Consider the following 7,007-nt stretch of genomic DNA (forward strand, 5'->3'; position numbering starts at 1 on the left):
AGGTGTGGTGAGCGCCACGGATCTCGTGAAAAGCACTTCGGACACGCTCGGGGCAGCCGCGGAGGCCAATGCCGCGCAAGTCTCCGCCGCCGCCGGCCTGCTGCTGGGGGTGATCCGGGCCGACGCGCTGATCTTCACCGCGGGCGCCGGGCACTCGCTCGCCGCGGTCGCCGAGACGTTCTACCGCGCGGGCGGCCTCGCCTGCGTGTATCCGCTGTACCACCCGGAACTGCTGCCGCTGCACGGCGCGCAGCACAGCACGCGCACCGAGCGCCGCTCCGGCCTCGCCGAGGAGGTCCTGGCCGAACGCGCGCCGGGACCGGACGACGTGCTGGTCGTGTTCTCGACCTCCGGCGTGAACCCGTACCCGGTCGAGCTGGCCGCCGGTGCGCGCCGCCGGGGTGCCGCAGTGATCGCCGTGACGTCGCGAGCGTGCGTGGCCGCCGCGCCGCGCCGGTCCCCCACGACGCTGGTCGAGGAGGGCACGGTGGTGCTGGATTCGCTGGTGATTCCCGGTGACGCCAGCTATCCGGAGTCCGCGCCGCGTACCGGGCCGCTGTCCACTGTGGTCAATGCGTTCCTGTGGAACTTGATTCTGGCTGAGGTTTACGACCGGGGCACCGCCGAGGGCCTTGACGTTCCGTTGTGGCGCAGCTCCAATGTGGAGGGTGGCGACGCGGCGAACGCGGCACTGCTGGCGAAGTACGAGCCGCGGGTGCCCGCCTTGCGCTGAGGACGTCGTGAGTGTTGATCACGGTTCTAACCGTGATCAACACTCACGAGTCCCTACGCCGCAGCAGGTTCCTCCGAGAACTGCGTGTGGTACAGCTCCGCGTACCGCCCCTCCAGCTCCAGCAGCTCCTCGTGCGTCCCGCGTTCCACGATGTCGCCGTTTTCCACCACCAGGATCAGATCCGCCGCCCGCACGGTCGACAGCCGGTGCGCGATCACCAGCGACGTCCGGCCTTCCAGCGCGCCGGTGAGCGCTTCGCCCACCGCGGCCTCGGATTCCGAATCCAGGTGCGCGGTCGCCTCGTCCAGCACGACAACCTTGGGCTGGGCCAGCAAAAGCCGCGCGATGGTGAGCCGCTGCCGTTCCCCGCCGGAGAGCCGGTAGCCGCGTTCGCCGACAGTGGTGTCCAGTCCGTCCGGCAGCGAGTGCACCAGGTCGCCCAGCCGCGCTTTCTCCAGCGCAGCCCAGATCTCGTCGTCGGTGACCTCCGGGCGCGCGTAGCTCAGGTTGGCGCGGATCGTGTCGTGGAACAGGTGCCCGTCCTGCGTCACCACGCCGACGGTTTCGCGCAGCGAAGCGAAACTCAGGTCCTTGACGTCCACATCGGACAGTCGCACCGCGCCCTCGTCCACGTCGTACAGCCGCGGCAGCAGCGAGGCGATCGTCGACTTGCCCGCGCCGGACGAACCGACCAGCGCGACCATCTGCCCGGCCTCGGCGCGGAAGCTCACGCCGTGCAGCACTTCTTCGCCGCCCCGGCTGTCCAAAGTGGCCACGTCCTCCAGCGAAGCGAGCGAGAACTTGTCCGCCGCCGGGTACCCGAACTTCACGCCGGAGAACTCGACCGAAACCCCGCCCTCGGGCAGCTTCTTCGGCTCGGCCGGCTCCTTGATCATCGGTTCCAGGTCCAGCACCTCGAAGACGCGCTCGAACGACACCAGCGCGGTCATCACGTCCACGCGCACGTTCGCGAGCGCGGTCAGCGGCGTGTACAGCCGGGTCAACAGCAGCGCCAGCGCCACCACGGTGCCCGGTTCGAGCTTCCCGGTGAGCGCCAGGTAGCCGCCGAGTCCGTAGACCAGCGCCTGTGCGAGCGCCGACACGAGCGTCAGGCTCGTCATGAACCAGCGTGTCAGCATCGCGGTGCGCACGCCGATGTCGCGCACCCGTCCGGCGCGGAGGCCGAAGTCGGCGACCTCCTGGCGCGGCCTGCCGAAGAGCTTCACCAGCGTCGCGCCCGGCGCGGAGAACCGTTCGGTCATCTGCGTGGTCATCCCGGCGTTGAGCTGCGCCGCCTCGCGCTGCAGCCCCGCCATGCGACGGCCGAGCCGCCGTGCGGGCAGTACGAAAATCGGCAACAGCACCAGCGCGACCAGCGTCACCTGCCAGGACAGCGACACCATCACGATCAGCGACAGCGCCAGCTGGATCACGTTGGTGACCAAACCGGACAACGTCGCGGTGAACGTGCGCTGCGCGCCGATCACGTCGTTGTTGAGCCTGCTGACCAGCGCCCCGGTGCGGGTGCGGGTGAAGAACGCGATCGGCAGCTTCTGCACGTGCTCGAACACGGCCACGCGCAGGTCGAGGATGATGCCCTCGCCGATCCGCGCGGACTGCCAGCGTTCGGCCAGCCCCATCCCGGCGTCGACGATCGCGAGCACCGCGATCACCACCGACAGCCAGACCACCACGTTCAGCTCGTGCCCGCCGACGATCGCGTCGACCACCTTGCCCGCGAGCACCGGCGTCGTCACCGCGAGCACCGCCGAGATCACGGTGAGCACCAGGAAGGCCAGCAGCCGCTTCCAGTGCGGGCGGGCGAACCGCGCGACGCGGCGCAGCGTGCCCCTGGTCAGCGCTTTCGGCGCCTCGCCCGCCCGCATCGCGGAGCTGAGCAGCGCCCAGGTGTTGTCCATCAGAGTGTCCCCCAGCTCGTGAAAACCTCTAGATTACTTGAACTTTTTTCCGGAGATGACCTGCACAACACCGGGCCGCCCCGCATTCTTCCCGACCGGGGCACGGCGGCCGGGCGCGGCTCGGTAGCCTGGCGCTTCGGGGTCGGCGAGCCGGGGAGGAAACGCGGGTGGAACTGCTGATGGCCCCTGCGCGCGCCGAGGTATCCCATCCGGTGCGCGTCGCCGCCTGGGATCTCGTCTTTTACGCCGGCTGCTTCGCCTTCGCGCTCGGCACCGCACTCGCTTCGGAGTTCTACGGATACCGGATCTGGGGCAATTTCGCGGTCGCCGGATACGGATTGGCCGCCGCGCACAGCGGATGGCTGCTGTTTTCCGCGCGCCGCGGAATGCAAACTAACGGCAAATTCGGTTCCCGCTGGATCGGGATCGGCGCGGTGGTCATGCTCGCGATGTGCGCGCCGTTGCTGATGCTGGTGATCCGGCGGCTGACCGGAACCGACTGGCTGATCACCCCGTTCTCGTGGGCCGCGCAGCCCGAGGTGTGGGTGATCGAACGCAGCGCGGATCTGTTGCTGCAGCACGGAACCCCGTACGTCGACATCGCCGCGCTCGGCCGCGCGCCGGAGGTGAACGACTACACGCCGTACGGACCGGTGATGACCGTCTTCGGGCTGCCGCGCGCGTTGCTCGGCGGCAATCCGGTCCTCAATGCACTGACCGACGCGCGCTGGATGTTCGCGCTCGCCGCGGTGATCTGCGCTTACGCGTCCTGGCGGCTGCTGAACCGGCCGCGCGTCCCGGTTTTCGCCGCACAGCTCGCGATCGCCTGCCCGCTCACCGCGCTGACCTGGGCGGTGGCCGGTCCGGACCTCGCGATCGTGGGCCTGCTGGTGCTGACCTTCGCGCTCGCCGCGTCCGGCCGTCCGGGATGGACCGGGTTCGTGCTGGCGCTGGTGATCAGCGCGAAACTCATCGTCGCGCCGGCCGCCGCGGTGCTCGCGGTCTTCGTTTACCGGCGGGCGCGCGGCGAAAATCCTTGGGCCGCAACGGGTCGCTTCGCGGCCGCGCTGGCCGTGACGACGATCGTGCTGCACCTGCCGGTGTATCTGGCGAACCCGGCGGCGTTCACCGAGCACGTGATCCGCTTCCCGCTCGGCATGGGCGCGGTCCGCTCCCCCGCGGCGAGCCCGCTGCCCGGGCATCTGATCGCGCAGGCCGGACCGGCCGGCACCGTGATTTCCCTGGTGCTGGTGGGTGTCGCGGCGGTGGCGATGCTGATCTGGCTGGCACGCCGGCCCCCCGCGACGGGATCCGCTGCACTGACGCGAACCGCCGTCGGACTCGGCGCGTTGATCCTTCTCACTCCGGCCACCCGGTACGGCTACCTCGTGTACCCGCTGGTACTCCTCGGCGCCGCGCTGACCTTCCGGGCCTCCGGACCGACCGCGCGCCCCCCGCGCAACGGCCGCGCTGACGCTACTTCTTCTTGACTCGCGTGGCCCCGCCGCGCCCCCGCAGCTGGACCCCGGACTCCGACAGCACCCGGTGGACGAACCCGTAGGACCGTCCGGTGGATTCGGCCAGCGCCCGGATGCTCGAGCCCTTCTCGTATTTCTTCTTCAGGTCAGCGGCCAGCTTGTCGCGCGTGTTGCCGGTGATCCGCGCGCCTTTCTTGAGATCAGCCACGTCGATCGCCTTCCCGCCGAGTGGTTGTTCCGGGCCATTCACGGCCCCTGCCGGGGCAATGATCGAACACTACGCGCCGGATTGCCAGACGACAGCCGTAAAACGATCGAAACCGCGATCACATTGGGCCATTCCAGTGCTGTGCCCGACACGGTAAGCACCCGAACGGACGCACTCGGTCAGGCAAGCTGGACAAGTTCAAGATAATCGGCGGACCAGTGGTCCTCGGTTCCGTCCGGAAGGAGGATCACGCGCTCGGGTTCGAGCGCCTCGACCGCGCCCGGGTCGTGCGTCACCAGCACGACCGCGCCGGCGAAGCTGCGCAGCGCGTCGAGGACCTGCGCGCGGCTGGCCGGGTCGAGGTTGTTCGTCGGCTCGTCCAGCAGCAGCACATTGGCTTGGCTGGACACGAGTCCAGCGAGCGCGAGCCGCGTCTTCTCGCCGCCGGACAGCGTTCCGGCGGGCTGGTCGAGCTGTTCGCCGGTGAACAGGAACGAGCCGAGCAGGTTCCGCAGCTCCTGCGCGCCGGTGTCCGGCGCGAGATGGCGGATGTTTTCCCACACCGACGCTTCGTGGTCGAGAGTTTCGTGTTCCTGTGCGTAATAGCCCAAACGCAATCCGTGACCCGGTTCGATGGATCCGGTGTCCGGAGTTTCCATTCCGCCGAGCAGCCGGAGCAATGTCGTCTTTCCGGCTCCGTTCAATCCGAGCACGACGACCTTCGAGCCGCGGTCGATCGCCAGATCGACGCCGGTGAAGATCTCCAGCGAGCCGTACGACTTGGACAGTCCGTCCGCGGTGAGCGGCGTGCGCCCGCACGAGGCCGGTTCCGGGAACTTGATCCGGGCGACCTTGTCCGCCTGGCGCGTCTCGTCGAGCGAGGACAGCATCTGCTCCGCGCGGCGGGCCATGTTCTTCGCCGCGACGGCCTTGGTCGCCTTCGCGCCGAGCTTCGCGGCCTGCGCCTGCAGCGCGGACGCCTTCTTCTCGGCGTTCGCGCGCTCGCGGCGGCGGCGCTTCTCGTCGGTGGCGCGCGCGTCGAGGTAGCGCTGCCAGCTCATGTTGTAGATGTCGATCTCGCCGCGCGTGGCGTCGAGGAACCACACCTTGTTCACGACGTCGCCGAGCAGTTCGACGTCGTGGCTGATCACCACGAGACCGCCGTCGTGCTGCTTGAGGAAGCCGCGCAGCCAGTTGATCGAGTCCGCGTCCAGGTGGTTGGTCGGCTCGTCCAGCAGCAGGATCGTCTCGGACTTGCCGCCCGCGCCCGCCTCGGCGGCGGCGAACAGGATCCGGGCCAGCTCGACGCGGCGGCGCTGACCGCCCGAGAGCGTGCTCAGCGTCTGGGACAGGATGCGGTCGGCGAGCCCGAGGTTGGAGCAGATCCGCGCGGCCTCGCTCTCCGCGGCGTACCCGCCGAGCGAGGAGAACCGCTCTTCGAGCCGCGCGTAGCGGTTGATCGCCTTGTCCCGCTGCTTGTCGTCGACCAGCTCGGACATCGCGGTCTGCGCCTTTTCCATGTCGCGCAGCAGGGTGTCGAGGCCGCGCGCGGACAGCACGCGGTCCTTCGCGGTGACCGACAGGTCGCCCTCGCGCGGGTCCTGCGGCAGGTAGCCGAGTTCGCCGCTGCGCCGGACGTCGCCCGCGTGCGGTTCGCCCTCGCCCGCGAGGACTTTCAGCGAGGTGGTCTTGCCCGCGCCGTTGCGGCCGACGAGGCCGATGCGGTCGCCGGACTGGATGCGGAGGGTGGCGCCGTTGAGCAGGATGCGCGAACCGGCGCGCAGCTCAAGGCCGGAGGCCGTGATCAAGAGAACTCCCGGAGACGGGGGTGGTCGGGTGGACGTGCTGGAGCGCCCCGGCACCGCGCACGATGCGGGGCGGGCGGTTATTCTCTCTGAATCCGCACGAATGCCCTGATGACCACGCACCCAGTGTACGGGTCGGCGTCGAACGGTTTTCGGGGCCGTGTCCGGATTCACTCGCGGGGCGCTGTCGGCTCCCTCACCACCAGCTCCACGGCGCGCGCCCGCCGCGCCGCCTCGGCGAGCACCTCGCGCCGCGGTTCGGGGATCTCCAGCACGCGCGGCTCCGCCCGGTCGAACAACGGGGCGAGCCTGCGGTCGGCGCGCAGTTCGTCCAGCGCCCGGCGGTCTCCGCCGAGCACCACAGCGTCCACTTCGGACATTCGCGGGAGCAGCACTTCGTACGCGTCCTGCGCCGCCGAGTGCAGCGCGGCCCGCGTCTGGCCTTCACGACGGCGGGCGAAGCGTTGCTGCGACCAGCCGCCCGCCGCAGTTCGGCCCTGGACGTGATGGCGGTCGGTCCGGGAAAGCACTACGCGGCCGTCGCAGGCGAGGCCGAGCGAATGCCCGCCCTTGCGGACTAGCACCAATGCGATAAGCCGTGGCGTTTGTGCGTGCCGGAGCAAGGGTTCGACGGCCAGTCCAGGGTATTCGCCTCGCTCGGGCAACGGTCCAAAGGGGACAGTCGCGGTGGCTGTGGTGCCGTTTCCGGCCGAGACTCGCACTTCGGTCGCGGAGAGGACGGTGGCGCGCACGCCGTCGTTGCGTTCCGCGAAGCGCGCGAACCAGCCGTCGAGCCGTTCCTGGACTAGAACGCACGTTTCTTCGAGTCCGTGAGGGGAACCCTGGGGGAATCAGCGTCCGTGA

At 69.6% G+C, this 7,007-nt stretch carries 5 protein-coding genes and 2 pseudogenes; 2 read left to right on the forward strand and 5 right to left on the reverse strand.

All coding sequences use genetic code 11. The features are described from left to right. Positions 1-4 precede the first annotated feature (4 nt). On the forward strand, positions 5-733 hold the full coding sequence (locus tag ACFSVL_RS30650; RefSeq protein ID WP_378309045.1) for a sugar isomerase domain-containing protein: 729 nt from the start codon (positions 5-7) through the stop codon (positions 731-733). Positions 734-786: 53 nt separating this feature from the next. On the opposite strand, the gene ACFSVL_RS30655 is transcribed toward ACFSVL_RS30650, so the two are convergent. Next, complete coding sequence (locus ACFSVL_RS30655) at positions 787-2,652, reverse strand: ABC transporter ATP-binding protein (RefSeq protein ID WP_378309046.1); 1,866 nt, start codon at positions 2,650-2,652, stop codon at positions 787-789. 179 nt (positions 2,653-2,831) lie between these two features. Here ACFSVL_RS30655 and ACFSVL_RS30660 point away from each other — a divergent pair, with 179 nt between their 5' ends. Further along, a complete protein-coding gene (locus tag ACFSVL_RS30660) occupies positions 2,832-4,142 on the forward strand; it encodes a glycosyltransferase 87 family protein (RefSeq protein WP_378309230.1) in 1,311 nt (436 codons plus the stop codon). On the opposite strand, the gene ACFSVL_RS30665 is transcribed toward ACFSVL_RS30660, so the two are convergent. From ACFSVL_RS30665 to ACFSVL_RS30680, 4 genes and pseudogenes are all read right to left on the reverse strand, one after another. Beyond that, complete coding sequence (locus tag ACFSVL_RS30665; protein WP_003071237.1) at positions 4,129-4,338, reverse strand: helix-turn-helix domain-containing protein; 210 nt, start codon at positions 4,336-4,338, stop codon at positions 4,129-4,131. The two genes, ACFSVL_RS30660 and ACFSVL_RS30665, sit on opposite strands and share 14 nt — an antisense overlap. Before the next feature lie 179 nt (positions 4,339-4,517). Beyond that, positions 4,518-5,492 carry an ABC-F family ATP-binding cassette domain-containing protein gene (locus tag ACFSVL_RS30670; protein WP_378309232.1) on the reverse strand — a complete coding sequence of 325 codons (975 nt, stop codon included), beginning with the start codon at positions 5,490-5,492 and terminating at the stop codon, positions 4,518-4,520. Between the two features lie 75 nt (positions 5,493-5,567). Further along, positions 5,568-6,155, reverse strand: a pseudogene (locus ACFSVL_RS30675) (ATP-binding cassette domain-containing protein); the annotation flags it as partial. A 158-nt stretch (positions 6,156-6,313) separates the two neighbouring features. Next, positions 6,314-6,943 (reverse strand): annotated as a pseudogene (locus ACFSVL_RS30680) (acVLRF1 family peptidyl-tRNA hydrolase); the annotation flags it as partial. Positions 6,944-7,007 lie beyond the last annotated feature (64 nt).

The sequence above is a fragment of the Amycolatopsis silviterrae genome (assembly GCF_042684085.1).
Classification (GTDB): domain Bacteria; phylum Actinomycetota; class Actinomycetes; order Mycobacteriales; family Pseudonocardiaceae; genus Amycolatopsis; species Amycolatopsis silviterrae.